The following is a 24693-nucleotide window of genomic DNA, read 5'->3' as shown; positions in this document are numbered from 1 at the left end:
AGGGGCGCGCGTCGCCCCATGTTCCGACATGAACCAACATCAAGCACCGACCTCCGCTGGCACGAATTCGACAACGGCGCCCGACGCCCGGAATTCGACCCCGGGCGTGGGTGATGTGCCTCTGCCCGCCACGCTCGACAACGCGCTCGCGTTCGCCACCACCCTGTGCGGCGAGCATGTGCTCTCGTCCGGCGAGCCAATCATGGCGCACGCACGGGGCATGCTCGCGATTCTCGATACGCTGCGCGTGGACGAGGCAACGCATCAGGCCGCGGCGCTCTTCTCCGCCGTCGAGTTCCTGCCGGATCCCCAAACCACGTTGACCCAAACCTTCGGCGCCGAAGTGGCGGCGCTCGTGATCGACGTGCGCAAGTTGCAGCGGCTCTCGGGCGCGGGCTCGCGTGCCGCGCAGGCCATGCCGACCGACGGGCGCGATCGCGACGCCGCGGCAGAACGCAAGTCGCAGGTCGAAGGGCTGCGCAAGATGCTGCTCGCGTTTGCGCAAGACATCCGTGTGGTGATGATCCGGCTGGCGTCGCGTCTGCAATCGCTGCGCTGGTATGCGGCACAGAAGAAGACACCCCCTGAGGAGATGCCGCATGAGGTGCTCGAGATCTATGCGCCGCTTGCGAACCGCCTCGGCATCTGGCAACTGAAGTGGGAGCTCGAAGACCTCGCGTTCCGCTTCCTGGAGCCGGTCACTTACAAGCAGATTGCCAAGCTGCTCGAAGAGAAGCGCGTCGAGCGTCAGACGTTCATCGAAGGCGCGATCCAGCGACTTCAGGACGAACTGGCGCGCGCGGGTGTCAGGGCCGAAGTGTCCGGGCGGCCGAAGCACATCTACAGTATCTGGAAGAAGATGCGCGGCAAGGCGGTCGATTTCGCCGAACTGTACGACGTGCGCGCGTTTCGCGTGATCGTCGACGACATCAAGGATTGCTACACGGTGCTGGGCATTGTCCACAACCTGTGGCAGCCGATTCCGAAAGAGTTCGACGATTACATCTCGCGTCCGAAGCCCAATGGCTACAAGTCGCTGCACACCGTGGTGATCGGCGATGACGGGCGGGCATTCGAAGTGCAGATACGCACGAATGAGATGCATCACTTTGCCGAGTATGGCATCGCGGCCCACTGGCGCTACAAGGAAGCGGGGCAGCGCGGCTACGGCGGCGCGTTTGCGGCGAACGAGGCCTACGACGAGAAGATCGCCTGGCTGCGCCAGTTGCTCGCGTGGAAAGACGATGTGGCCGATACGGTGGGCGCCGAGGGGGCCGCGCAGCCGTGGGCGCAGCTCAAGCGCGCGACGATCGATGATCATATCTACGTGCTCACGCCGCAGGCACGCGTGATCGCGTTGCCGCAGGGGGCGACGCCGGTCGATTTTGCGTATCACCTGCACTCGGAGCTGGGGCATCGTTGCCGTGGCGCGCGTGTCGACGGCGCGATGGTACCGCTCAATACGCCGCTGCAGAACGGGCAGACGGTCGAAATCGTGACGGTCAAGCAGGGCGGCCCGTCGCGCGATTGGCTCAACACGCAGTTGGGGTATTTGCAGAGTCACCGGGCACGCCAGAAGGTGCGTCAGTGGTTCAATACCATCGATCTCGAAGAAACGATTGCCCATGGCCGAACGCTGATCGACAAGACGTTGCAGCGCGAGGGCAAGACGTCGGTCAATCTGGAGGATCTGGCGGCTCGGCTCGGATTCCGGACGCCGGACGACCTTTACGCGTCGATTGCCAAGGATGAGTTCAGCCTGCGCCATGTCGAGCAGGCGCTGTCGGGCAACCTGCCGGGGCCGGAGCCGCGCGACGAGGACACGCTCGTCGCGAAGAAGAGCCTCGACACCAGCGTCACGCAGGGGGCCAAGAGCGGCGTGCTGGTCGTGGGCGTCGGCGCGTTGCTCACGCAACTGGCCAAGTGCTGCCGTCCGGCGCCGCCGGATCCGATCGTGGGGTTTGTCACGCGCGGCAAAGGGGTATCGATCCACCGTCAGGATTGCACGAGCTTTCACGCCATGAAGGCGCGGGCGCCGGAGCGGGTCATTCAGACCGCGTGGTCGGCCGATGTGCTCGAAGGGCGGGGCGTGGCGGCGTATCCGGTGGATATCCAGATCGAGGCGACCGACCGTCAGGGATTGCTGCGCGACATCTCCGAAGTGTTCTCGCGGGAAAAGCTCAACGTCACCGGTGTCAGCACGCAGTCGCGGGGCGCGCAGGCGTTCATGCAGTTCACCGTGGAAGTGCGCGATGGCGGGCAGTTGCAGCGCGCGCTGGCGCAACTGGGCGGGGTGGCGGGGGTGATGTCGTCGCGGCGGCGGTGATCGGCATTTGCGGCAGGCACAATATTCGCTTGGCGACTCGCTGAAATATTGCTAGAATCTCGTTCTCTTGTAGTAGGCTCGTAGCTCAGCTGGTTAGAGCACCACCTTGACATGGTGGGGGTCGTTGGTTCGAGTCCAATCGAGCCTACCAACGAATTTGATGCATGACAGTCCGCGAGACCCCGCAGACACAGACGCTGGAAAACACTCATGTTGAAGACGGCCCGAACTTTCACAGTGGTGAAGGTGCGACGTTAAGTCGAGGGTGTTTTTCGTCTGGATGCAAGGAATGAAGAGACGGCCTCGACGACAGTCGAGGCCGTTTTTTTTCGTGGTTTTGCCGCGTGGCGTTGGCCGCGCGTGATGCTTTTGCGCATGGGAGTGCGACATGATTTCGGTACGTTTGCCTGACGGCTCGCAACGCCAGTACGAAGGCCCGCTCACGGTGGCGCAAGTCGCCGGCTCGATCGGCACGGGGCTGGCCAAGGCTGCCCTGGCCGGCCGCGTCGACGGCAAGCTGGTCGATACGTCCTATCTGATCGAGCGCGATGTGAGTCTCGCCATCGTCACGGACAAGGACGCCGATGGCCTCGACGTCATTCGTCACTCGACGGCTCACTTGCTGGCCTACGCCGTCAAGGAGTTGTTCCCTGAAGCGCAGGTCACGATCGGCCCGGTCATCGAAAACGGCTTCTATTACGACTTCGCGTTCCACCGCGCCTTCACGCCGGAAGATCTCGATGCCATCGAGAAGAAGATGCACGAGCTGGCCAGGAAAGACGAGCCGGTCACGCGCGAAGTGCTCTCGCGCGACGACGCCGTGCGTCTGTTCCTGTCGATGGGGGAGAAGTACAAGGCCGAGATCATCGAATCGATTCCGGCGACGGACGAGATCGGCCTGTATCGCGAAGGCAAGTTCGTCGATCTTTGCCGGGGACCGCACGTGCCGTCGACGGGCAAGCTCAAAGTCTTCAAGCTGATGAAGGTCGCGGGTGCCTACTGGCGCGGCGACGCCAAGAACGAGCAGCTTCAGCGCATTTACGGCACGGCCTGGACGAAAAAGGAAGACCAGGATGCCTATCTGCACATGCTCGAAGAGGCGGAAAAGCGCGATCACCGCAAGCTCGGCCGTGCGCTGGACTTCTTCCACATGCAGGAGGAGGCGCCTGGCCTCGTCTTCTGGCACCCGAAGGGCTGGACGCTCTGGCAGCAGGTTGAGCAATACATGCGCCGCGTCTATCGCAATCACGGCTATCAGGAAGTGAAGGGTCCGCAGATTCTCGACCGTGCGCTCTGGGAGAAGTCGGGCCACTGGGAGAACTACAAGGACAACATGTTCACGACGGAATCGGAAAATCGCGCGTATGCGCTCAAGCCGATGAACTGTCCGGGCCATGTGCTGATTTTCAACTCGGCGCTGCACAGCTATCGCGATTTGCCGCTGCGCTACGGCGAGTTCGGTCAATGTCACCGCAACGAGCCGTCGGGCGGCCTGCACGGGCTGATGCGCGTGCGCGGCTTCACGCAGGACGACGGTCACATTTTCTGTACGGAAGACCAGATTCTTGACGAGTGCGTGAATTACACGGCGCTGCTGCATGCCGTGTACAAGGATTTCGGCTTCACGGACATGATCTACAAGGTCGCGACGCGCCCTGAGCATCGTGTGGGTTCGGACGAGAACTGGGACAAGGCTGAATTTGCGCTGATGGAGTCGCTGCGTCGTTCGAACTGCGAATTCGTGATCGCGGAGGGCGACGGGGCGTTTTACGGCCCGAAGATCGAATACACGCTCAAGGACGCGCTTGGCCGTCAGTGGCAGTGCGGCACGATGCAGGTCGATTTCTCGATGCCGGAGCGCCTGGATGCCGAATATGTGGCGGAGGACAACAGCCGCCGCCGTCCGGTCATGCTGCACCGGGCCATCCTGGGGTCGCTCGAGCGGTTTATCGGTATTTTGATCGAGCACCATGCTGGTGCAATGCCGGTTTGGCTCGCGCCGGAACAGGTCATTGTGCTGAATGTGTCCGAAAAAACGGCCGATTATGCCCAGGCAGTGACGAAAAAGTTGAAAGAACAAGGGCTTAGGGCTCGCAGCGATTTGCGCAACGAGAAAATTAGCTATAAAATACGCGAGCATTCCTTGCAGAAGGTTCCTTACCTTGTTGTTGTAGGGGATAAAGAGCAGGAAGCGAATACGGTAGCCGTGCGTGCCCGTGGCGGCGTGGATCTGGGTGTGATGCCCGTTGACGCGCTCATCGAACGTCTGGCGCAGGAATGCGCAACGTTCCAATAACGCCTGTCGGACCGCGCGGCTAAATTTTTTGTTTTTTTCGAGGATAAGCAACATCGCTACCGATAAAGCGCATCGCATCAATGGCGAAATCACTGCGCCTGAAGTGCGTCTAACCGGGGTCGACGGGGAACAGCTCGGCATCTTGAAACTCGCCGAGGCTTTCCGTCTGTCCGAAGAGGCCGACGTCGATCTGGTGGAAATCGCGCCGCAGGCGCAGCCGCCGGTGTGCCGCCTGATGGACTATGGCAAGTTCAAGTATCAGGAACAGAAGAAAGCGCACGAGAACAAGCTGAAGCAGAAGGTTGTTCAGATCAAGGAAGTCAAATTCCGGCCTGGCACCGACGACGGCGACTACAACGTCAAGTTGCGCAATTTGAAGCGGTTCCTCGAAGAAGGCGACAAGACCAAGATCACGCTGCGGTTCCGCGGCCGTGAGATGGCTCACCAGGAAATCGGCGCGCGTATGCTGGAACGTCTGAAGTCCGATCTCGAAGAGGTTGGCCAGCCGGAACAGATGCCGAAGATGGAAGGCCGTCAGATGATCATGGTCATCGCGCCGAAGAAGAAGTAACGCCGTGGCGGTATCGATCGATACCGCCGGGCTGCAAGGAATTGCCGCCGTGGCCCGCAAGGCCATGGCAGTGATGCAGGGTGCTGTCTGACCCTGAATACAAGTGGTCTCGGGTTCTACAAGGGGCGCGATTTTGGCGTCACACCTGTGATCATGTTAAAAACTCGGAGTTTTTCATGCCTAAGATGAAAACCAAGAGCGGTGCCAAGAAGCGCTTTCGCGTGCGTCCTGGCGGTACCGTTAAGCGTGGTCAGGCTTTCAAGCGTCACATTTTGACGAAGAAGACCACCAAGAATAAGCGTCACCTGCGCGGTGCCGTCGGCGTTCATGAGTCTGATCTGAACTCCGTACGCGCAATGCTGCCCTTCGCTTAAACCCCGACTTAGATAGGAGAGAAACATGCCTCGAGTCAAACGTGGGGTCACCGCACGGGCCCGCCATAAGAAAGTCATCGCTGCTGCCAAGGGTTTCCGCGGCCGCCGCAATAACGTCTTCCGCATCGCCAAGCAAGCGGTCATGCGCGCTGGGCAGTACGCCTATCGCGATCGCCGTAACAAGAAGCGCGTGTTTCGCGCCTTGTGGATTGCGCGTATCAATGCAGGTGTGCGTCAGCACGGTATGACCTACAGCGTGTTCATCGCTGGTCTGAAAAAGGCCTCGATCGAACTCGACCGCAAGGTGCTGTCCGACATGGCCATCAACGACAAGCCGGCGTTTGCCGCGATTGTCGCCCAGGTGAAAGCCGCCGTCGCAGCCTAAGCTGTAGTTAGCGTATCGCGCGCTTTACCGCGCGCCATTCGCCAGGAGGGGGCTCTCATCGGAGCCCCCTTTTGTTTTTCGCATGCCTTTTCGCTGGTTTTTTCGCTGGCATCTGCGGCCATTCCGACCGCCTAACTTGAGTCTGTAGCATATGGATCTGGAACTTATCGTCAGCGAAGCGCAGCGTGCGTTCGCCGCCGCTCCCGACGCCGCCGCGCTGGAAAACGAGAAGGCCCGCTTTCTCGGCAAGACCGGCCAACTGACCGAGTTGCTCAAGGGCCTCGGCAAGCTTGATCCCGACGCGCGCAAGCATGAAGGCGCACGGATCAACGCGGCCAAGCAACAGATCGAAGGCGCCCTGCAGGCGCGCCGCCAGGCCATGGCCGACGCGCTGCTCGACGCGCGCTTGTCGGCCGAGGCCGTCGACGTCACGCTGCCGGGCCGAGGCCTGGGCGCTGGCAGCCTGCACCCCGTGCTCACCACCTGGGAGCGCGTTGAACAGATTTTCCGTTCCATTGGTTTCGACGTGGCCGACGGCCCCGAAATCGAAACCGACTGGTTCAACTTCACGGCACTGAACAGCCCGGAGAACCACCCCGCCCGCTCGATGCAAGACACGTTCTACATCGAAGGGAACGACGACGCCGGCAAGCCGCTGCTGCTGCGCACGCACACGAGCCCGATGCAGGTGCGTTACGCGCGCATGAACAAGCCGCCGATCAAGGTGATCGCGCCGGGCCGCACGTATCGCGTGGACTCGGATGCCACGCACTCGCCGATGTTTCATCAGGTCGAGGGCCTGTGGATTGCCGAAGACATCAGCTTCGCCGACCTGAAGGGCGTGTACACCGATTTCCTGCGCAAGTTCTTCGAACGCGACGACATTCAGGTGCGTTTCCGCCCGTCGTATTTCCCGTTCACTGAGCCGTCCGCCGAAATCGACATGCAGTTCGAAACGGGCAAGAACGCCGGCAAGTGGCTGGAAATCTCGGGGTCCGGGCAAGTGCATCCGACGGTCGTGCGCAACATGGGACTCGACCCGGAGCGTTATATCGGCTTCGCGTTCGGTTCGGGTCTGGAGCGTCTGACGATGCTGCGCTACGGCGTGCAGGATCTGCGACTGTTCTACGAGAACGACCTGCGCTTCCTGCGCCAATTCATGTAATCGATGCCGACGGCCCCGGACGGGCGCGCGAAGCCGCTGCCGCCGGGCTCTCGGAAGTGAAGACTTAACTGCGAGCGAACTGATCCATGCAATTCTCTGAATCGTGGCTGCGTACCCTGGTCGACCCGGATTTGTCGACGGACGCGTTGGCGCATGCCCTGACGATGTCCGGGCTCGAAGTCGAGGAAACCGACCCGGTCGCCCCGCCGTTTACCGGTGTGGTCGTGGCCAAGGTGCTCGACGTCGCCCGGCATCCGGACGCTGACCGTCTGAACGTCTGCCAGGTCGACGCCGGTACCGGCGAGACGCTCACCATCGTGTGTGGCGCCCCCAACGTGGCGCCGGGCATCAAGGTGCCGTGCGCGACCGTGGGTGCGGCATTGCCCCCGGCCGAGGCCGGCGGCACCCCGTTCCAGATCAAGATCGGCAAGCTGCGCGGCGTGCAGAGTTTCGGCATGCTGTGCTCGGCGCGCGAACTGAAGCTCTCGGAAGACCACGGCGGTCTGATGATCCTGCCGGACGACGCGCCGGTCGGCATGAGCATCCGCGAGTATCTCGATCTCGACGACACGGTGTTCGTCGTCAAGCTCACGCCGAACAAAGCGGATTGCCTGTCGCTGCTGGGCATCGCCCGCGAAGTGGCCGCCATCACCGGCGCGCCGCTCAAGGACTTGCCGGGGCAGGGCGCTCAGCCCGCGACGATCGCCGACACGCTGCCGGTACGCATCAGCTCGCCGGAAGGTTGCGGGCGCTTCGGCGGCCGAATCATCCGCAACGTGAACGCTGCCGCAGCGTCGCCGCGCTGGATGGTCGAGCGCCTTGAGCGCGCCGGTCAGCGCAGCATCTCCGCGCTGGTCGACATCACCAACTACGTGATGCTCGAATTGGGCCAGCCGCTGCACGTCTACGACCTGAACCGCCTGCAAGGCGGGATCGACGTGCGCTTCGGGCGGGCGGGCGAAACGCTCAAGCTGCTCAACGAACAGACCGTCACGCTCGACGAGAACGTGCTCGCCATCACCGACGCCAGCGGTCCGATTGGACTTGCCGGCATCATGGGCGGCGACTCGACCAAGGCGGGCCTGGACACGCAAAACATCTTCCTCGAAGGCGCGTTCTTCTTTCCGCAGGCGATTCAGGGCCGGGCACGCAAGTACAACTTCACAAGCGATGCCTCGCACCGCTTCGAGCGCGGCGTCGACTTCGCCGGCAATGGGCGTGCCCTCGAGCGGGCCACGCAACTGGTGCTGGACATCTGCGGCGGCCAGGCCGGTCCGCTTGAAGACCAGATCGCACAGTTGCCCGAGCGTCGGCCCGTGACCCTGCGTGTCGCGCGTGCCATCAAGATTCTGGGCGTGCCGGTTTCCGAGGCGGAGATGAGCGAGATCTTCACGCGCCTGGGTCTGCCTTTCACCTTGCAGAATGGCGTGTTCAGCGTCACGCCGCCGTCGTATCGTTTCGACATCGAAATCGAAGAAGATCTGATCGAAGAGATTGCACGTATCTACGGTTTCGATCGCATTCCGGCCAATCCGCCGGTCGCCGCAAGCGAAATGCGCCCGACGCAGGAAGGCCGCCGCTCGCAACACGCGTTGCGTCACGCCGTGGCGGCGCGCGATTATCACGAGACGGTTGGCTTCAGCTTCGTCGACGTGGAGTGGGAAGCCGATTTCGCCGGCAACGATCACCCCATCAAGCTGCTCAATCCGATCGCCAGCCACCTGGCGGTGATGCGCTCGACGCTTATCGGCAGCCTGATCGCGAGCACGCGCTACAACCTGAATCGCAAGGCGTCGCGTGTACGCGTATTCGAAATTGGCCGCACTTACCATCGCGACAATACGGTCGCCTCGGGCGAGTTGAGCGTTGGCGGTTACCGTCAGCCGCTCACGGTCGCGGCGCTGGCCTATGGCCCGGTGCTCGACGAGCAATGGGGCGCGGCAACGCGTCAGGTCGATTTCTTCGACGTGAAGGGCGATCTCGAAGCACTGTTGTCCCCGCGCACGGCACGCTTCGTGAAGGCCGAACACCCGGCGTTGCACCCGGGACGCAGCGCGGCGATCGAAGTCGATGGCAAGCGTGTCGGCATCATCGGCGAGCTGCATCCGCGCTGGCAACAGAAGTACGACCTGCCGCATGCGCCGGTGTTGTTCGAGATCGAGGCGCAAGCGCTGCTGGTGCGCGACGTCGCGAGCTACGAGGACATCTCGAAGTTCCCGCCGGTCACGCGCGACATCGCGCTGGTGGTGGATCAGGCGCAGCCGGTGCAAGGGCTGATCGACGCCATGCTGGCGGCGCGTCACGACGATCCGGCATGCAGCGTCGTGCAATCGGTTCGCCTGTTCGACGAGTTCCGTCCGAAGGCCGGTGCAGCCTCGGGCTCGCTGGGGGCTCAGGACAAAAGCGTGGCGTTTCGTGTTACTCTGCAGGACCCCTCGGGTACGTTGCAAGACGAGACGGTCCAGGGCGCCATCAACGCACTGGTACAACGGGTAGAACGGTTCGGCGCACGTTTGCGCGCCTGAAACTCAGTCAACATCCGCTTGCGAGTTGGTTATCGCACTGTCATCGCCATCGCGTGGGACGTATGAACGAAATGAATCCTGGTGAATTTGAAGCCATGCTCGCGGCGCAGCGCATCGCGCTGGGTCGCAGCGACACGAACGAGGTCTCGACCGAAGCACCGACGCTGACCAAGGCCGAACTGGCCGAGTTGCTGTTCGAGCAAGTCGGTCTGAACAAGCGCGAAGCGAAGGATATGGTCGAGGCCTTCTTTGAATCGATCCGCGATGCGCTTGAGTCTGGCGACAGCGTCAAGCTCTCTGGCTTCGGCAATTTCCAGTTGCGCGACAAACCGCAACGACCGGGCCGCAATCCGAAAACCGGCCAGGCGATTCCGATCGCCGCGCGTCGGGTGGTGACCTTCCACGCCAGCCAGAAACTCAAGTCGATGGTGGAATCAGGCGTGCTGGGCAAGTGATTCCCGGCCGCCGCTTTCTGTGGCGGCCGTTGGTTTTTCCTCCGCTGTTTAACCGTCGTCCCATTCCGCTAACGCCGCGATGGATCACGTTGCCTTGCCGCCGATTCCCGCAAAGCGTTACTTCACCATTGGTGAGGTGAGTGAGCTGTGTGGCGTCAAGCCGCATGTACTGCGCTATTGGGAGCAGGAGTTCACGCAACTGCGCCCCGTCAAGCGGCGCGGTAATCGACGGTACTACCAACACCATGAAGTCCTGTTGATCCGGCGTATCCGGGAGTTGCTCTATGAGCAGGGCTTCACCATCAATGGTGCGCGCAATCGCCTCGATGCCGACACGCCGCGTGGCGCCCGCGCGGCTGCGGGGCACGGGGGCGAGTCGGCCGCATTGACCGAACCCGAGACGACCCTCGACGTGGCTGACTTACGCCATCGTCTGGAGGCGGTCATCGATCTGCTCAAGTCCTGAACAAGGCGTACGCATCGGTGGTGGCGGTCCTCGTGCGCTTGCACTGTCTTCGCTTTTGCCGTCAATGCCTGAAGCCACGCGATAGCGAGTGCTTGTGACGCATCCCGTGGCATTCGGCTGCTGGGGCGCGCCTCGAACCGTGCCTCGAACTTCGGGATTCTCCTAGTGCGGCGGTGGCCGAAATATCCGTAATCCGACATATGGCACGCCGTGGGGTGGGGCGGTGCTCGCGCCCACCCCGTCCCCCTGCCGGAACGCGGAAACGCCAAACGACTTCCGGGGGCGCCGCGATTGCCTTACACTTGCCGGAAACCATGGCGTCCGTTGGCGACGACCGCTGGATCCTATTGACGACCGGGCCAACACCGATCTTTGCGCGTTTTGGCACAAAGGCTGAGAGGATCTCCACCTATGGCGGAACCGAGCACAACGGGAGCGCGACACGGGCGTTGGATGACGCCCCATCGCTCGATCGCCGCGATTCTGATTTTCGGTCTCCTGATTCTGATCCTCGTCTGGACGGCGGTGCTATGGCGCATCGCCATCGAGCGTCAGGCAATTCTGCGCGACGCCGCGGCCTCGGCGTCGACCGTGACGACCGCACTCGAGCAGCATACGTTGCGGGCCATCCGTCAGGTCGATCAACTGACGCGTTTCGTGAAATACGAATTCGAGCGACGTCAGGGACACTTCGATCTGAAGCAAGCGCTCGCCGAAGGAACGGTCAAAGATCCCTTCATGGTGCAGGTCAGTTTGGCCGATGCGAGCGGCAACATCGTGGCCACGACGATCGCCGGCGGCGTTGGGATCAGCATCGCCGACCGCGAGCACTTCCGGGTGCATCAGGAACTCTCGAACGACAACCTGTTCATCAGTCATCCGGTGCTCGGGCGCGTGTCGCGCAAGTGGGTGCTTCAGTTCACCCGGCGGCTCAATCATCCCGATGGTAGCTTCGCCGGTGTGGTGATCGTGTCGCAGGCGCCAGACTACTTCACCACGGACTTCTACACGAACGCCGTGCTGGGCCAATACGGCGAGGTCGCCGTCATTGCCGACGACAACGCCATGCTCGCGCGCAGCACCGGCGCCGGCGTTGCCATCGCCGGCACGGGGGAATTGCCGCCGTTCTCGGCAGCGCAACGCCGTTCCGGTATCCAGCGTGATCCCATCGATGGCATCGAACGTATCGTGGCATACCGCCATCTGCGGGACTATCCGCTCGCCGTTCAGGTCGGACTGTCGCTGGATGAAGCGCTGACCGAGCATCGGCATGTCGCGCGGGTTTATTTAACGATGGCCACCTTCGTGTCGGTTGCGCTCATCGTGTTCTTCGTGCTTATCGCCTACCTGATGCAGCGGCTGATCGGACGGGATCAGCAGCTCACGCGACTGATTTCGTTCGACGCGCTCACCGGACTTCCCAATCGCTATGCGCTCATGGAGGCGTTGCGGCGTGCGCTGTCCGTGCCCGACCAGGTCGGCAAGGTGGCGCTGCTGCACATCGACCTCGATAATTTCAAGAGCGTGAACGACACGTTGGGTCATACGCAGGGTGACGAGATCATCCGGCAGGTGGCCGAGCGCTTTGCCCCGCGCATGCCACCAGAGGCCATGCTGGCGCGCTTTGCCGGCGATGAATTCATGGTGCTGCTCACAGGCAACGGCGCAACCGACGCCGCCGAGCCGCTGGGCGAGACGTTGCTCGCCACCCTCAAGTCGCCGATGGTGGCGGACGGCACGTCGTTCGCGCTTCACGCGAGTATTGGGGTGACCTTCTGGTCCAAACCGGAGGAAACCGAAGCCGACCTCATCAAGAAGGCCGATCTCGCCATGTACTCCGCGAAGGAGGCCGGCAAGAGCGTGGTGCGCGTCTATACGCAGCAGATGACGTATCAGGCGCATCAGCTCGTCGTGTGGGAGCGGCAAATGGAGCAGGCGTTGGTCAACGGCGAGTTTTTCCTCGCCTATCAACCCATCGTCGCGCTCGAGTCCGATTGCGTGCGCGGCATGGAGGCGTTGATTCGTTGGCGTCACCCGGAACGCGGCGTGCTGAGCGCGGGCGAGTTCATTCCCCTGGCGGAGACGACCGGACAGATCGTGGCCATCGGCGAGTTCGTGCTGACGCAGGCGTGCCGTCAACTGGCGGCATGGCGAGGCACGCCGATGGCGTCGCTGCGACTGGCCGTCAATGTCTCGTCGGTGCAGTTCTGGCGCGGCGACATTGGCGAGCTGGTCGAGCGTCTCATGAGGGCGTACGCCGTCGAACCGAATCGACTTGAGCTGGAAGTCACCGAGTCGGTCATGGTCAAGAATCCGGCGCTCGTAGAGATGAAGATCAAGCAATTCAAGCGCGCCGGGGTGCGCATTGCGCTTGACGATTTCGGTACCGGATACTCGTCGTTGTCCTACTTGACACGTTTTCCTGTCGACACGCTCAAGGTCGATCGCTCGTTCGTGGAGTCGATTCCCGATTCGTCACGTTCTTGCCTGATGATCTCGAACATCGTCAACATTGCGCGTTCGCTGGGTATCGAGCTGATTGTCGAGGGCGTCGAGAATGCGCGGCAACTGGATTGGCTGCGTCATTTCGTGCCACTGTGCGCACAGGGTTACCTATTCTCCCGTCCGGTGGAAATCGAAGAGATTGATTCGGTCATCGCGCGTTTGGGGATTTGCGAATAAAGCGGACCCATTGACCAATGCGAACAAGCGACGTATTCGGCTAATTAATAGATTAAATCGGTGATCGTAATAAATTCGTGATTTGATGTTTGGCGGTACGAGTTCATCGTTGGCGTGCGATAAAATCAGTCGTAGTCGTGATGAAGTCGGGCGGCATGAGCGGGTGGCCGTGCGCCGCGCACTGCGCTGGAGAGCGGGGGCGGCTGCCGTTGTCGGGGTGGGCAATGCGGAGCAGCCAGGGTCCGGAGGCGCGTGGCGCGACACGCCGTGGATCGCAAAAAAGGGGGAAAAGGGGGAACGAGTTCGACGCGCAGACCAGAATTGGCGGCAATTCACTGGCACTCAGAATGTCAGCCGCGGCCAGAGCTTCTGTCCGGGGAAATGACGGAAGCGCGACACGAATGCAGTGGATACGTCGCCAACGTAAGAAGTGAATAATATTAGAACGAGCGTTTGATTTTCGGATGAGGATTAGACATTGGCTTTATGCCGCCAGCGTCTCGGTTGGCGTGCTGGTCGCCTGCTGGATGGCGGCGGACAGGACTGCCACGTCGCTGGTCGGCGACAAGCTCGCTCAGAGCGTTGACGCGGGGCAAATGGTGGCCGACCGCGTCGCCGACGGCATGATTCACGCCATCAACACGGATCTGGCGATGGTGCGCGCCATCCCCGCCACGTTGGCGGAAGTCGGTTTGCTGCGTGACGTGCTGCGAGCGACGGGGGGCGACGCCCCGGCGCCCGAGACCGTGGATCGTGCCAACGAATTTCTGCAAGGCGCTCAGGGATACTTCGGCGTTGACCGGGTGTGGCTGATCGACGCTCATGGCGTGTGCGTGGCCGCAAGCAATTTCCGCGATGAGCCGTCGCCGATCGGGCAGTCCGTGGCCAACATGCCCTACGTCACGAATGCCCTGTTGGGCGGACGTTTCGAGAGTTATGCCGCAGGCTGGGAGCATCAGGCGCCCGGCCTTTATTTCAGCGCCCCGGTGTATCGCAAGGGCGCGCTGATCGGTGTCGTGATGACCAAGATCGGACTCACGCGATTGCGTCATTGGGTGGGTAGCGGAGAGTCGTTCATCGTTGACGGCAATGGCGTGGTCATCATGGCGAACGACCCTCGTTTCGAGGATCGTTTCATGCTCGATGGCAAGCTGGGCAAGCTGTCCGAGGCCGAGCGCATGGCGCTGTACCAGCACGACGACTTCGCGCGCATGCCCATCTCCCCGTTCAAGCGCGCCCCCGGTCGTTCGAACGCCTGGGTGCCTCAGGAATTGCTCGACCGGATGTCGGCATTCGACGAGTCCCGGAAGCCGTTCGTGATCACGTCGCGTCCGAGTTCGAGCAATGACCTGACCGTCTACGCGGTGGAGGGTGTCGACGCCTGGGAGGCACTCACGCGCGAGCATGCCAAGGACCTGGTGTTATGTTTCTTGCTGTATCTGGGCGGCGTCATCATCGTAACGCTCGCCGGCTGGACTTATTGGCGTGAGCGTGTGAAGCATCGCGAAGCCCGTCAGTCGAACGAGGTGCTGCGCGCGGCCAATCATCAACTGGCGTTCGAAGCCAGTTATGACGAATTGACGGGCAGCCTGACGCGACGCTACTTCTTCCATCGCTTCGAGCGGTTGCTGGAGAGCACGCAACGCAAGAACGAGCCGATGAGTCTTATCGTGGCCGATCTCGATCTCTTCAAGTCCATCAACGACACTTACGGGCATGCCATCGGCGATCAGGTGCTGTGCCGATTCGTGCTGGTGTGCTCGTCGACATTGCGCGGCGACGACCTGATCGGCCGCATTGGTGGCGAGGAGTTCGCGATTCTGCTGCCGGGGGCGAGCGAGCGCGATGCACTGCGCGTGGCGGATCGCATTCGTGAGCGCTGCAAGCGCGAATCGTTGGAAGGCAGTGAGCCGCCGCTGCGTTTCTCGGCGAGTTTCGGCATCACGGAGTGGCAGGACGGCGACTCGCCGATGACCATGGTCGAACGAGCCGACATGGCGTTGTACCGCGCCAAACGTGCCGGTCGCGACCGCTGCTGGGTTTTCTGATCGCACGGTTACCGATGTCACATTTGGTAACCAAAGATGATGTGCCCCATCACGCATTTCGCGGGAACATACCTGTCTAACGAGTCAAACGGGTGCTGCGAAAATCGATGAGCCGCTGACGGGCTGGCGTCGATCCGTTTCGCGCACGACTCGAACAGCTCATGCGGGAGACTTCATCGTGAAACGCTTACTTTGGCTGGCGGGCGGCGCTGCCGTCGCCCTGATGATGGCCGGTTGCGTGGCCGTGCCTTATGGCGCGCCGGCGTACGGCAACGCCTATTACGACGGTTATGGCTATGCGCCGGGCTACGCGGTTGCCCCCGCACCGGTCGTGACGTTCGGGATATCGGGCGGCTATTACGACGGTGGCTATGATCGCGGATGGCACGGCCGGGGCCGCGGATGGGGCTGGCATCACTGAGCCTGCACCGATCGGGCGGGCGCTATCGCACTCAGAACTCGGACAGCGCGAAATCCGCCTTCGCCACATCGCATTCCGGGCAACGCCAGTCGGCGGGCACGTCGGCCCAGCGCGTACCGGCCGCAAGGCCGTCGTTCGGTGCGCCTTCGGCTTCGTTGTAAATCCATCCGCAGATCAGGCAGATCCAGTTCTTGAAGTCGGTCGAGGTGTTCAGCGTGGTCGTCATGGTGTCGGGTCAACAGGAAGCGCTTAAGCGACCCGCATTGTAAGGCACACGCGGCGCAAGGTCCCGCTCACCCACCAAGGTGTCCGCACGCAACGTTAATCCAGATCCATGGATCGGCGCGGCAAGCGTGCAAATCAGGATTGAAGCGAAAGAAGGCGCATCGCGCCGGCGACGGCCGGCGCGACAAGCATCACCAGTGAATCTGGTTCAGAAAGATCGGTGCCATCTGCGCGAGCGAATTGATCAGCGAAATGGCGGTGTCGCGGTGCGACACTTCCCGCCACAAGCGGCTTTCCTTGACGACCCGATCACGGTCTTCCGCCGTTTTCACTTCAGGCGAGCGCAACTCGTTGATCAAGTCGATGACGGACGCGCGGTCGACCGTTTCCGTGACCGAGTGACGCGCGAGCAGATCGTCCAGATGGACGCGCTCCGCTTCGGTCGTGGACGCGTCGACAGGTGATGAGGCGGAGGTAACGGACGGCTTGTCGGATTGGGTCATACGAGACGTTCTCCCGGGGTTACTGGAAAGCGAAGCGGCCACTGACGTGCGGATCCGGCGAGGATCCCAAGTCATGCATGGCGAGGTATCGCGCAATTCCATCATAGGCCGATTCGCTTGTGCTGCGAACCCTTCCATGCGTGCGGGGACCCCGCTTTTCACACGAATTGCGGCGGGATTTTCCGCAGGCTTGCTTCACGTCAAAGGGTTTTGCCTGCGCACAGATGCGCGGTGAAACGTCAAGCTTAAAAAATTTATCCAATGCTGACGCTGAAACGGGCAATCCTCTTGACAGCGTGTAACGGCGGGCGTCTCGGCGGGCGAGTGCCCAGTTATCCAGTGGGTTATCCACAGAAGCTGTGGGTAACTCATCGGTCGTTGAGTGCGTAACGAGAAGGGCTCGCCGGTCATGGCTTGCAAGCCACACGAACACTTGACGAGGCGTTGTCAACGAAGCAGCGGGCGCAACATCAGCAACGCGAAGAACAGCGCGACGCCGACGGGGAGCAGACCGGTGAAGAAGGCGGGCCATGCCCTGCGTCCGCGGCGACGTGCGCCGAACGATGAGATCAGGCCGGCGCAAAGACACATCACACCGACGGCCCACGTGGGGTGTGGGCTTTTGAGTACCCAGGCGGCAGCGGCCAGCAAGCCGATCCAAGCGAGCGGCAACGCGCCCGGTGGAGGCATGCCGTCGGCGGGCGAGCGGAGGGTGCCGCGCGACTTGTCAGAAGTGTTGGGCGTGTCGGGCCTGTTGGGCGTGTTGGCGGGCATTGAGGTTCCGGAAACTCTGGGGGCGCAACGACGTGGGCGTGCGAAAGACGCAGGATAGCAAACGTCGTGCGCCGCCGCTCAGGACGCGAGACCGCGCAAGGCGTGTGTCCCGGAAGGCTTGGCGGCCGCGTGCATGTCGCCTGCCGGCGCGTCCACATGCCAGGTGGAGGTCGCGTCGACATCGCGCGTCGGCGCGAACGCGGGCGGTGTTGCGCAGCGGTTGTCGAGGTCGACGTATTGCTTGCGTACCACGCGTCCTGCAGCCGGTGTCGTCGCGACGGTCCGAAGGGCAGCGACGCCGTGGCGCATACCGCGTGCTCCCGGGGCGGACGCTTCCGGCGAGGCGCGCACGGCGACACACGGTTGATGAAAGGGATCGGTGGGTGCGGCGCCGGCGGGCGGCACCGATTGCGCATGGACCCGTGGTGCGCCGGATGCGATCAGCACGCAGAGTGCGACGATGCCAAACCGAAGCAGCATCACGCGGCGCACGGCGGACGGGAAAACCGGTAGAACCGGTGGCGTAGCGTGTCTCGGCGGCATGGGTCGGCTCCGTCGGGGCGATCGTTGGGGACGCGAGCAGGGCGAGCATGGCAAGCGGCTGCACGGCGTTTTCACGAAGCTGAAGCCAATATCGTGCCGGAACTGGTAAGTGGTTGATTTTGTGAAGAATGTCGAGGTATGCGGGACCGTTTTTGGCGATGCCCCGGCATCAAGTGTTGCAGTTCCGAAACGCGCGCCTGAGAATCGACGCATGCGCGGACCCGAATCGATCTGGATCGATGCCGGTCATGACATGGGCAACTTACCGATTTCTTGTCTGCTGTATATAATCACAGTATTCCACTTCGCGGCGAGACAGAACCTCTCATGAAAGCCAACTATTCCATCGCCGAAATCGAGCAGGCGATCAACTACTGGACGGGCCGTCAGGCCGCCGACAGCCACTGGTCGCTGTGCCAGTCGGCGCGCGCGCTGGCCAACATTTATGGCCAGATGATCTACCGCCGTGAGACGAGCATTGGCGCCGACGCGCTCGACGCCGAGCAAAGCCAGGCCATCGAGACGGCCCTGCATCAGATGGAACTCGGGCTCGCGCCGTGATTCCCGATGTTTCAGGCGGGGACGGGGTTCGGTGAGGGAGGGCGTGCCGACCATTGTTCGAGCCAGCGTTCGACGTCGACGGCCGACAGGGCGGGGGAGAACAGATACCCTTGCGCGACACGATACCCTTGCGCGAAGAGCAGCGCTCGCTGGGCTTCGTCCTCGACCCCTTCCGCCACGACCGTCAGGCGCAGATTGCGACCGATGCTGATGATGGCATTGGTCAGCGCCTGCACCGTTTCGTCGCGGGTAATGTCATGGACGAAGCTGCGGTCGAGTTTCAACTCCGAGACCGGCAGGCGGCGCAGATAACCCAGACTCGAGTAGCCGGTGCCAAAGTCGTCCATCGACAGGCGCACGCCCATGCCGTGGACTTCGTCGATGATGCGCAGCGTGGTCGGATTGTGGTCCATCAACACGCTTTCCGTGATCTCGATGGCGAGGCACGATGGTGGCAGATCGTGATCGGCCAGCGCGTCGGCAATCGTACGCGGCAGGTTGTGATCGTGGAAGTTGGTGGGCGACAGGTTGACCGACACATTGCCGATGCCTACGCCTCGCCGGCGCCAATCCGCCAACTGGCGACACGACTCGCGCAGCGTCCAGGTGCCGAGTTCCCCGATCAGGCCGCACTCCTCGGCCAGTGAAATGAAGCGCGACGGCGACACGTCGCCGTACTGCGGATGCGTCCAGCGCGTCAGGGCCTCGGCGCCGTAGACCGAGTCGTCGGACAGATCGATCTGCGGCTGATAGAAAAGCGCGAGCTTGCCGTGCCGCAGGGCGTCGCGCAGGGCGGTCTCCAGCTCGAGCCGCTCCTGCGCGTGGATGTTCATGTCTTCGTGATAGACGCGTACGCTGCCCGGGCTGGTCATCTTCGCCTGATACATCGCCATGTCTGCACGCTGCAAAAGCATGTCGAATTCCTTGCCGTGATTCGGATACAGACTGATGCCGAAGCTGCCCGACGGTGCGAGCGTCACGCCATCGATCTGGCATGGCGCGCGCAACGCGCTGCGCATGCGCTCGAGCGCAATATCGAGTCGCTCGGGATCGCACTCGGTGAGCATGGCCACGAACTCGTCGCCTGACAGACGCGCAACGATATCGGCGCCGCGCAGCGAGCGTCTCAAGCGCTGGGCGATCGTGCGCAGCAGGGCGTCGCCTGCCTGGTGGCCGAGCGAGTCGTTGACCTGCTTGAAGCGATCCAGGTCGATGAAGATGACGGCCATGCGCGCGTTCAGCTCCGCCGCGCTGGCAATGGCTTGTGCCGCGAGCACGCCGAGCATGCTTCGATTGGGCAGGCCGGTGAGGTTGTCCGAGAACGCCAGTTGGCGGATGCGCGTGCGCGACTCGTCGCGCTCGAAGGCCAGCTTGCACAGATGCACGCAGACGTCGACGAGTCGTTCATGCAGGGCGTCGGGGCTGCGCGGCGTGCGGTAATAGAAACCGAGCACCCCGAGGACCCGCCCGTCGTTCGCGATGATGGGCATGGCCCACGACGCGGCCAATCCGAATTCGGCCGCCATGTCGCGGAAATCGGCCCAGCGCGGGTCGTTCGCAATGTCGGTCACGATCACCGGGCGCGCATGAAACGCCGCCGAGCCGCAGGTGCCTACGTTCGGTCCAATGGCCAGGCCTTCGATGTTCTTGTGATACTGCGCGGGCAGGCTTGGCCCCGCTTGCGGGCGCAACCGGCCTTCCGAATCGACCCGCACCACCGAGGCCACGACCTCGGGCGCGATCTGCTCCAGTTCGCGGCAGATGAGCGTGAGCACTTCGACGAGGGGCGCATCGCGCACCATCGCGGCGAGCGCCTTGTGTTGCAGCACTTCCTGAATCTTCGATTGCGTGATGTCGGTGAAAAGCACCACGGCGTTGAGGAGTTTGCCGTTCGCGTCGAGCATCGGGTTCGTCACGACGGAGACCCACAGCGGCTGGCGCTGCAGCGTGCGCACGAGCACTTCGCTGTGGCAACTGCGGCCGTCGCGGGCGGCGACGAGGCAATGCGCAAGGGCCTCCTTGATATCGACGGCCGATGCACTGTCGGCGACGTCGCCCGTCGCGGTTTCCCCCAACGGCAGCCGGGTGGACTGGCCGACGACCTCATTCGCAGCGTAGCCGAACATGCGCGTGAACCCGGCGTTGACGTAGCACACGCAACCCTGTGCGTCGGTGATGAGCACGGCGTTGTCGGTCTCGTCGACGCCGAGCGAGAGCAGGTGCAGGCGGGCGTCGTCGGCCGCCTGGCGCTCCACGCGCGCGGTCACGTCGACGGCGAGCTTGATCACGAAGGCGAGATTACCGTCGTCGTCGATGACGGGGTTGTAAGTGGCTTCGAGCCAGATCGGGCGACCGTCGCGGCGGCGACGGCGAACTTGTCCGGTGTGCGAGCGCCGGGTGCTGGCGACGTGGGCCAGGGCATTGCCGCATGTGGGATCGCCGGGTTCGCACAGTAGTGCGTGCGGCTGGCCAAGCAGGTCGGCGCGCGCGTAACCGAACATGCCGAGCAGCTTGTCGTTGACATCGACGACGATGCCATCCGGCGTGAGCGTGAGCATGCCCAACGAGTGGTCGAGCGCCGCGAGCAGCGCCTCGCGCCCCGGCGCGGTGCCGGCGACGGACGGTGAACGGGGCACGACCATCGCAACGGCCTCCTCGGACGTCCTGTGGACATTGTCGGGTGTGACTTGGGCTGACACGCCAAAAACCGCTTTTAAGTATAGCGGCCTGCGGGGGCAGGCTCACATGGGGGAAACCGGGTATCAAGCCGCCTTGACGCGAATGCGAACACCGTCGACCGAAACGGTCTGACCGGCGCGGATCTTGCAGGTCTTGCGGGTCTCCTGCCGTCCGTCGACGCTGACCGCGCCGCTGGCTACCATCACTTTGCCCGCGCCGCCCGAATCCACGAGGCCGGCGAGCTTGAGCAAGTCGTTCAGGGCGACGAATTCGCCCGTCAGTTCAAAGGTTACGTTTTGCATGATGGACCGGATACTACGTAAAAACGCGATGCGCGTCGACTGCCACCGTGCTTGCGAGTCCGCAGCCCTATGACTCGATTACCTGTTCGATCCGGCGATCCGGGATCAGCCAGACGGCGGCGACCACGGCATAGAGCACGAGCGAGAGTGCCGGCATCACGAATGCCAGTCCGATGGCCAGCGCGTAGGCCACGACCGACAGCTTGCCCTTGACGTCGCGCCCCACGGCGGCGGCGAGCTTTGCATTTCCTCCTGCGCCATGCACGGCGAGCAATGCTCGCGTGAGGAGGTAGTACGCCACAGCCGCCATGAACAGCACCACGCCGTAGAGCGCCGTCGGCCAGGCGGTGAAATGGTTCTCCCCGAGCCAGCGCGTGACGAACGGCACCAGCGACAGCCAGAACAGCAGATGCAGGTTGGCCCACAGTACGCTGCCCGAGACTCGCTGAACCACATGGAAAAGGTGGTGATGGTTGTTCCAGTACAGGCCGACGTAGATGTAGCTCAGGATGTAGGTGAGGAACGTTGGGGCGACCGGCAGGAGATCGGACAGCTCGCTGCCGTGCGGTGCTCTCATCTCCAGCACCATGATCGTGATGATGATGGCGATCACGCCATCGCTGAAGGCTTCCAGTCGGCTCTTGCCCATTGTGTTCGTTGTTGTTGTCGGTCGCGGGTGGGGGTCACATCACGGCCAGGCGGTTGCGCCCGGACTGTTTGGCCGCATACAGCGCGCGGTCGGCGCGTTGCAGCAGGGTGCCGAATTCGGCATCGTCCGGGGTGAGGCTGCCGATACCGATGCTGACGGAAAAGCGGATGGGGTCGCTGGATCCGCCGGGTACGCTGGCGTTGCCGATCGCGACGAGCAGGCGTTCGGCGGCCTGCATGGCGCGTTGGGCGTCGGCCTCGGGCAGCAGCACCGCGAACTCCTCGCCGCCCAGGCGGCCGATCGGCGTGCCCTTGCGCAGCGTGGCGCGCACTACCTGCGTCAACTCCACGATGACGCGATCGCCGATGGCATGGCCCCACGCGTCGTTGATCCGCTTGAAATGGTCGAGGTCGAGCATCAGCACGGATAAGCGGCGTTGCTGAGCGCGTGCGGTGGAAAACAGGCGTTCGGCCTGTATCAGGAAGGCGCGGCGGTTGAGTGCGCCGGTCAGCGCGTCGCGCATGGCCATCTCGCCAAGCACTCGATTGACGCGACGCAGCTCGAGCGCGTCGACGACGAGCGCCGACAGATCCGCGAGCAGCGCGCGTTTCTCGTCGTCGAGCGTGCGGGGGCGGCGGTCCATCACGCACAGGGTGCCCAAGCGATGCCCTTCGGGCGTGCGCAGCGGCGCGCCCGCGTAGAACCGGATGTTGGGTTCTCCCGTGACCAGCGGGTTGTCGGCGAAGCGCCGGTCGGCACGGGCGTCGGTCACGACGAGCACATCGTCGCCGAGAATCGCGTGCGCGCAGAAGGCCATCGAGCGCGGGGTCTGCGGCGTGTCGATGCCCTGGCGCGCCTTGAACCACTGGCGCGACTCGTCGATCAGCGAGACGAGCGACATCGGTGCGCCGAACAAATAAGACGCAAGACGCACGATGCGATCGAACGCGGGCTCGGGTGGCGTGTCGAGAATTTCGTAACGACGCAGCGCCGCGAGGCGTTCGGCCTCGTCAACGGGCGTGTCGGGTATCGGCCCATGCCGCGGCGTGGAAGCGGGGGCATGCGATGCGTGGAGGTCGGCTTCGGATGCGGTCATGTCGCGATGGGTGGACGCCAAAGGCGACTCTCGATCGATGATGTCGGTGACGGCGTCAATTCTGCCCCGCCTGTCGTCACTTGGCAAATGCGACGACGTGGAACCCGTCGTGCCGTGTGTGCGCCAGAGCGCGTGGGCGGTCTGCGCGATCGCTTGAGTGACCTCGTCGGCGCTGCGATGGGCGCTGTCGTGCGCACTTCCCACGGGAACGGTCGGGCCGTGATTGAGCAGACGATAAGCTTTTGAGCGTTCGACGGGCAGGCGTTCGGTCATGGCGGGCACTCGGCGGGCGTAACGGGATGACAGGCGTGATGGCAATTGGCCCATGATAGCGTGGCCGAGAACCTGCCGATGGCACCGGTGACGAAAACGGGGATCCGAAAAAGGCGACCCGCAGGGTGAGCTGCGGGCCGCATAAACGGCACGGTGCGGGGAACGCGTGCCGGATCAGATCAGCGCGCAGTATGGCAGTCGTTCGTCCCAGTCCAGTCCCCATCCCCGACATGCGCGCTAGCCCTATACTGGCGCGACGCAACCCAACGAACGCGACGCTTGCCGCCACGGGAGGATTTGGCATGAGCCGAGTGAAATCGCACACTGCGGGGCAGGCTGATTGGCTGACGCCCGACGCCTCCGACGCCTCCGACGCCTCGACAAGCGTCGCGACGGCTGGCCAGAATGTGTACATCGGCACGGCGTCGTGGACGGACAAGTCGCTGATTGCGTGCAAGCGGTTCTATCCGCCGGGGCATGCGTCGGCCGAGGCGCGGCTTCGCTATTACGCGAGCCAGTTTCCGATGGTCGAGGTCGATAGCAGCTACTACGCCATGCCGTCGGCATCGAACACGCAGCTTTGGGCCGAGCGCACGCCGCGCGCGTTCGTCTTCAACATCAAGGCATTCCGCCTGCTCACGGGGCACCAGACGCCCCGCATTGCGCTGCCCAGGGATTTGCAGGCCGAGCTACCGCCGGGCCCGCGCGCGAACGTGTATTACAAGGACATTCCCGACGCGCTCAGAGACGAGATCTGGCGGCGCTATCTCGAAGCGCTCGCGCCGTTGCGGCAGGCGGGCAAGCTGGGGCTGGTGCATTTTCAGTTTCCGCCCTGGCTGACGGGGAATCGCGAGAGCCGCGCGCACGTCGAGGCGTGCGCGCAACGGATGCGGGGTTACGGTGTGGCGGCAGAGTTTCGTCACCGCGGCTGGTTCGACGGGGCGCACGGCGAGGCCACACTGGCGTGGCTGCGCGAGTTGGGCTGGGTCAACACCGTGGTCGACGAGCCGCAGGGTTTCGCCAACAGCATCCCGATGGTCTGGGCGACGACCACGCCGCTCGCCGCTGTCGTGCGCCTGCACGGGCGCAATCAGGCGACATGGAATGTGCGGGATAGCACCGCCGCGTCGGACCGCTTCAACTACGATTATCGCGACGCGGAACTGGTGGCGCTGGTTGATCCGATTCGCGTCATCGCCAAGGAAGTCGCCCGCGTGTATGTAGTGTTCAACAACAATTACGAGGATCAGGGGCAGCGCAATGCCAGGTCGTTGATGAGCATCCTCGGCTCTGATGCCGTCGCGCCGTGAGGGTGTCAGTCAGAGATGGGTCATGAGCGCCCCCGATGGCGCTTTGCTTGCTTGCTGAATAACG

At 63.0% G+C, this 24693-nt stretch carries 22 protein-coding genes and 1 tRNA gene; 15 read left to right on the top strand and 8 right to left on the bottom strand.

Features of this window, described 5'->3' with window-relative positions; all coding sequences use genetic code 11:
- The first annotated feature begins 28 nt into the window (after nt 1–28).
- The 13 genes from OYT13_RS14265 (at nt 29) to OYT13_RS14205 (ending at nt 15714) form a co-directional block, all read left to right on the top strand.
- The gene (locus OYT13_RS14265) at nt 29–2326 is read left to right on the top strand and encodes a RelA/SpoT family protein (protein ID WP_083902260.1); all 2298 of its coding nucleotides are present in this window, start codon (nt 29–31) and stop codon (nt 2324–2326) included.
- Nucleotides 2327–2400: 74 nt separating this feature from the next.
- A tRNA-Val gene (locus OYT13_RS14260) sits at nt 2401–2477 on the top strand.
- 237 nt (nt 2478–2714) lie between these two features.
- Complete coding sequence (gene thrS, locus OYT13_RS14255; protein WP_017233320.1) at nt 2715–4622, top strand: threonine--tRNA ligase; 1908 nt, start codon at nt 2715–2717, stop codon at nt 4620–4622.
- Nucleotides 4623–4650: 28 nt separating this feature from the next.
- On the top strand, nt 4651–5193 hold the full coding sequence (infC, locus tag OYT13_RS14250) for a translation initiation factor IF-3 (RefSeq protein WP_017233321.1): 543 nt from the start codon (nt 4651–4653) through the stop codon (nt 5191–5193).
- A 176-nt stretch (nt 5194–5369) separates the two neighbouring features.
- A complete protein-coding gene (gene rpmI / locus OYT13_RS14245) occupies nt 5370–5567 on the top strand; it encodes a 50S ribosomal protein L35 (RefSeq protein WP_010806049.1) in 198 nt (65 codons plus the stop codon).
- A 25-nt stretch (nt 5568–5592) separates the two neighbouring features.
- A complete protein-coding gene (gene rplT, locus OYT13_RS14240) occupies nt 5593–5952 on the top strand; it encodes a 50S ribosomal protein L20 (RefSeq protein ID WP_010806048.1) in 360 nt (119 codons plus the stop codon).
- A gap of 151 nt (nt 5953–6103) precedes the next feature.
- Nucleotides 6104–7117: a phenylalanine--tRNA ligase subunit alpha gene (gene pheS / locus OYT13_RS14235; protein ID WP_017233323.1), complete on the top strand. Its 1014-nt coding sequence runs from the start codon at nt 6104–6106 to the stop codon at nt 7115–7117.
- Between the two features lie 86 nt (nt 7118–7203).
- Complete coding sequence (gene pheT / locus OYT13_RS14230) at nt 7204–9642, top strand: phenylalanine--tRNA ligase subunit beta (RefSeq protein ID WP_268566454.1); 2439 nt, start codon at nt 7204–7206, stop codon at nt 9640–9642.
- A gap of 62 nt (nt 9643–9704) precedes the next feature.
- Nucleotides 9705–10097: an integration host factor subunit alpha gene (locus tag OYT13_RS14225; protein ID WP_017233325.1), complete on the top strand. Its 393-nt coding sequence runs from the start codon at nt 9705–9707 to the stop codon at nt 10095–10097.
- A 79-nt stretch (nt 10098–10176) separates the two neighbouring features.
- A complete protein-coding gene (locus OYT13_RS14220) occupies nt 10177–10563 on the top strand; it encodes a MerR family transcriptional regulator (protein ID WP_017233326.1) in 387 nt (128 codons plus the stop codon).
- A gap of 453 nt (nt 10564–11016) precedes the next feature.
- A complete protein-coding gene (locus tag OYT13_RS14215) occupies nt 11017–13245 on the top strand; it encodes a bifunctional diguanylate cyclase/phosphodiesterase (protein ID WP_268566453.1) in 2229 nt (742 codons plus the stop codon).
- 464 nt (nt 13246–13709) lie between these two features.
- Complete coding sequence (locus OYT13_RS14210; protein WP_083902261.1) at nt 13710–15293, top strand: sensor domain-containing diguanylate cyclase; 1584 nt, start codon at nt 13710–13712, stop codon at nt 15291–15293.
- Between the two features lie 178 nt (nt 15294–15471).
- On the top strand, nt 15472–15714 hold the full coding sequence (locus OYT13_RS14205; protein ID WP_017233329.1) for a hypothetical protein: 243 nt from the start codon (nt 15472–15474) through the stop codon (nt 15712–15714).
- 31 nt (nt 15715–15745) lie between these two features.
- Here the strand turns inward: OYT13_RS14205 and OYT13_RS14200 are convergent, their stop codons facing one another.
- The 4 genes from OYT13_RS14200 to OYT13_RS14185 all read right to left on the bottom strand — a co-directional run bounded on the left by OYT13_RS14200 (nt 15746) and on the right by OYT13_RS14185 (nt 17759).
- Nucleotides 15746–15940, bottom strand: coding sequence for a rubredoxin (locus OYT13_RS14200; RefSeq protein WP_017233330.1), 195 nt, complete (start codon nt 15938–15940; stop codon nt 15746–15748).
- A 190-nt stretch (nt 15941–16130) separates the two neighbouring features.
- A complete protein-coding gene (locus tag OYT13_RS14195) occupies nt 16131–16442 on the bottom strand; it encodes a hypothetical protein (RefSeq protein WP_017233331.1) in 312 nt (103 codons plus the stop codon).
- Between the two features lie 447 nt (nt 16443–16889).
- Nucleotides 16890–17216: a hypothetical protein gene (locus OYT13_RS14190; protein WP_017233332.1), complete on the bottom strand. Its 327-nt coding sequence runs from the start codon at nt 17214–17216 to the stop codon at nt 16890–16892.
- Between the two features lie 78 nt (nt 17217–17294).
- Complete coding sequence (locus OYT13_RS14185; RefSeq protein WP_261938426.1) at nt 17295–17759, bottom strand: hypothetical protein; 465 nt, start codon at nt 17757–17759, stop codon at nt 17295–17297.
- Nucleotides 17760–18086: 327 nt separating this feature from the next.
- Here OYT13_RS14185 and OYT13_RS14180 point away from each other — a divergent pair, with 327 nt between their 5' ends.
- Nucleotides 18087–18320: a DUF3717 domain-containing protein gene (locus tag OYT13_RS14180; RefSeq protein ID WP_017233334.1), complete on the top strand. Its 234-nt coding sequence runs from the start codon at nt 18087–18089 to the stop codon at nt 18318–18320.
- Between the two features lie 11 nt (nt 18321–18331).
- On the opposite strand, the gene OYT13_RS14175 is transcribed toward OYT13_RS14180, so the two are convergent.
- The 4 genes from OYT13_RS14175 to OYT13_RS14160 all read right to left on the bottom strand — a co-directional run bounded on the left by OYT13_RS14175 (nt 18332) and on the right by OYT13_RS14160 (nt 23319).
- Nucleotides 18332–20962, bottom strand: a complete 2631-nt coding sequence (locus OYT13_RS14175; protein ID WP_017233335.1) for a sensor domain-containing protein — start codon at nt 20960–20962, stop codon at nt 18332–18334.
- Nucleotides 20963–21082: 120 nt separating this feature from the next.
- Entirely contained in the window at nt 21083–21301 is a 219-nt protein-coding gene (locus OYT13_RS14170; protein ID WP_017233336.1) for an RNA-binding S4 domain-containing protein, read from the bottom strand.
- 67 nt (nt 21302–21368) lie between these two features.
- Nucleotides 21369–21950, bottom strand: coding sequence for a TMEM175 family protein (locus OYT13_RS14165; protein ID WP_017233337.1), 582 nt, complete (start codon nt 21948–21950; stop codon nt 21369–21371).
- A gap of 34 nt (nt 21951–21984) precedes the next feature.
- A complete protein-coding gene (locus OYT13_RS14160) occupies nt 21985–23319 on the bottom strand; it encodes a GGDEF domain-containing protein (protein ID WP_017233338.1) in 1335 nt (444 codons plus the stop codon).
- Between the two features lie 302 nt (nt 23320–23621).
- On the opposite strand from OYT13_RS14160, the gene OYT13_RS14155 reads away from it, so the two are divergent.
- Complete coding sequence (locus tag OYT13_RS14155) at nt 23622–24629, top strand: DUF72 domain-containing protein (protein WP_261938428.1); 1008 nt, start codon at nt 23622–23624, stop codon at nt 24627–24629.
- Nucleotides 24630–24693: the final 64 nt, after the last annotated feature.

The sequence above is a fragment of the Pandoraea sp. XJJ-1 genome (assembly GCF_026802345.1).
In the GTDB taxonomy this organism is placed as follows: domain Bacteria; phylum Pseudomonadota; class Gammaproteobacteria; order Burkholderiales; family Burkholderiaceae; genus Pandoraea; species Pandoraea cepalis.
The sequence above is the reverse complement of the archived record's forward strand: the minus strand, read 5'-3'. Positions and strand labels throughout refer to the sequence as shown.

Coding starts and splice junctions, on each gene's coding strand:
- OYT13_RS14265 (WP_083902260.1), top strand. CDS start 29: ATGAACCAACATCAAGCACCGACCTCCGCTGGCACGAATTCGACAACG.
- thrS (WP_017233320.1), top strand. CDS start 2,715: ATGATTTCGGTACGTTTGCCTGACGGCTCGCAACGCCAGTACGAAGGC.
- rpmI (WP_010806049.1), top strand. CDS start 5,370: ATGCCTAAGATGAAAACCAAGAGCGGTGCCAAGAAGCGCTTTCGCGTG.
- rplT (WP_010806048.1), top strand. CDS start 5,593: ATGCCTCGAGTCAAACGTGGGGTCACCGCACGGGCCCGCCATAAGAAA.
- pheS (WP_017233323.1), top strand. CDS start 6,104: ATGGATCTGGAACTTATCGTCAGCGAAGCGCAGCGTGCGTTCGCCGCC.
- pheT (WP_268566454.1), top strand. CDS start 7,204: ATGCAATTCTCTGAATCGTGGCTGCGTACCCTGGTCGACCCGGATTTG.
- OYT13_RS14225 (WP_017233325.1), top strand. CDS start 9,705: ATGAACGAAATGAATCCTGGTGAATTTGAAGCCATGCTCGCGGCGCAG.
- OYT13_RS14220 (WP_017233326.1), top strand. CDS start 10,177: ATGGATCACGTTGCCTTGCCGCCGATTCCCGCAAAGCGTTACTTCACC.
- OYT13_RS14215 (WP_268566453.1), top strand. CDS start 11,017: ATGACGCCCCATCGCTCGATCGCCGCGATTCTGATTTTCGGTCTCCTG.
- OYT13_RS14210 (WP_083902261.1), top strand. CDS start 13,710: ATGAGGATTAGACATTGGCTTTATGCCGCCAGCGTCTCGGTTGGCGTG.
- OYT13_RS14200 (WP_017233330.1), bottom strand. CDS start 15,940: ATGACGACCACGCTGAACACCTCGACCGACTTCAAGAACTGGATCTGC.
- OYT13_RS14195 (WP_017233331.1), bottom strand. CDS start 16,442: ATGACCCAATCCGACAAGCCGTCCGTTACCTCCGCCTCATCACCTGTC.
- OYT13_RS14190 (WP_017233332.1), bottom strand. CDS start 17,216: ATGCCCGCCAACACGCCCAACAGGCCCGACACGCCCAACACTTCTGAC.
- OYT13_RS14185 (WP_261938426.1), bottom strand. CDS start 17,759: ATGCCGCCGAGACACGCTACGCCACCGGTTCTACCGGTTTTCCCGTCC.
- OYT13_RS14180 (WP_017233334.1), top strand. CDS start 18,087: ATGAAAGCCAACTATTCCATCGCCGAAATCGAGCAGGCGATCAACTAC.
- OYT13_RS14175 (WP_017233335.1), bottom strand. CDS start 20,962: ATGGTCGTGCCCCGTTCACCGTCCGTCGCCGGCACCGCGCCGGGGCGC.
- OYT13_RS14170 (WP_017233336.1), bottom strand. CDS start 21,301: ATGCAAAACGTAACCTTTGAACTGACGGGCGAATTCGTCGCCCTGAAC.
- OYT13_RS14165 (WP_017233337.1), bottom strand. CDS start 21,950: ATGGGCAAGAGCCGACTGGAAGCCTTCAGCGATGGCGTGATCGCCATC.
- OYT13_RS14160 (WP_017233338.1), bottom strand. CDS start 23,319: ATGACCGAACGCCTGCCCGTCGAACGCTCAAAAGCTTATCGTCTGCTC.
- OYT13_RS14155 (WP_261938428.1), top strand. CDS start 23,622: ATGAGCCGAGTGAAATCGCACACTGCGGGGCAGGCTGATTGGCTGACG.